Genomic DNA, 1,311 nt, shown 5'->3' with positions numbered 1-1,311 from the left:
CTGCGCGATTGTCGTTCGCGGCGATGATTTTTCTTCATGATGAGAATCCCGATAGTTAGACGCGTTTGAGTTCAAAGGCATCTTGGGCAAACGGCGCTCGCGGAACTTCCTCATAAAGGCGATAAGTCAAATGCGCGGACTGCGCTGCGTTCCAGGTTTTAGCATCCAACGGCATCTTGATATCTAGGACATAGCGTCGGCTGTCTGCATCCAGCACCATCAATGCCGACTCTTCCGCCGTTCGGCCAAGATTCTCCGGCAGCAATTGCACGGTATAAGCGACCCGTGGCGCCTGTCCTTCATGGACAACCTCAATGCGGGCCTGGAGGACGTTATCGCTGGAGTAATTCTTCGACCAGGTCAGAGACGCCTTGACACCGACTGACAGCGACTGAAAACCCTTCACTTCGGCCGCCAATCCGCGCTCGCTCCACGTCAGCATCTCCTCGAGATTTCTCTTGTCCAGGGGTTCTTCAGCCGCTGCGAAGCGTGTTTCGGTACGCTCGCTTTTGCCCCAGTAACAGCGTTTCAAGAAGATTTCGTTCAAGTCGTCTTCAAGGCTCTCAGCATATAGAGCAAAGGCAAAACCTGCGATTCCCAAAAGAATCCCAATTCCTGTAGCAGTCGCGGCAACCATCGTTGCGCTCGTTGCACCGCCTAGTCCGACTACGATCGCTCGTGAAATCACGAATCTCGACACCGTAGCGTTAGCAAAAGCGATAGTGAAGCTGCCAGATGCCGAAATAGCAGAAGCGGCAAAAAATACAGCGCCAAAAAGATACGGCCTGGCAGCCAATCGCTCACCTCTCGTGTTTCTAGAAGAGTATTTTGCATATGCCGCAACCATATCAAACCCAGAAGCCGCCGCCCCGGCCATCCCCGACAACAGACGCAAAACAGAGGCCGCCATGAGACTGCTGGAAAGCACCAGCTTGTTCCCGGCGCTCCTGATTTCCACCGCCGCCGCAGAAATTCCGAACGCCCCCTCCAACAAACCAGCGGTACTGCCCATCACGGACATGAGCGTATCCACATAGGCATCGCCTTCCTCCTGATCGAGCTTGTTGAGCGCCGCCGTCAGCGCGGCCATCTGCACAGAGGCCAACACCAGCGTGATCTTCCCCTGACGCGACCACATAGCCTGCCGGCCGGCCTTGGCCAGGCTGGCCTGCTCGCCCAGCAGCTTGAGCACGGTGGATTTCGGCAACTGGAATCGCTCAGACAAATGCCCCAGTTGCCCGTCCCCCACGACCTCGACGAGCTGCTCCTGCTGACGCCCGGCGTGCGCTTCAACTCCGCAAGCTTGCGCTC

Annotated in this window: 1 pseudogene; it reads right to left on the bottom strand. The window is 56.7% G+C overall.

The window, feature by feature from the left end:
* Positions 1-55 precede the first annotated feature (55 nt).
* Positions 56-1,311, bottom strand: a pseudogene (locus I5W_RS32315) (T6SS effector BTH_I2691 family protein); the annotation flags it as partial.

It is taken from the genome of Herbaspirillum sp. B65 (assembly GCF_000333555.1).
GTDB lineage: Bacteria > Pseudomonadota > Gammaproteobacteria > Burkholderiales > Burkholderiaceae_D > Herbaspirillum > Herbaspirillum rubrisubalbicans.
Note: the sequence above shows the minus strand (reverse complement) of the source record. Positions and strands in the feature narration are given on the sequence as shown.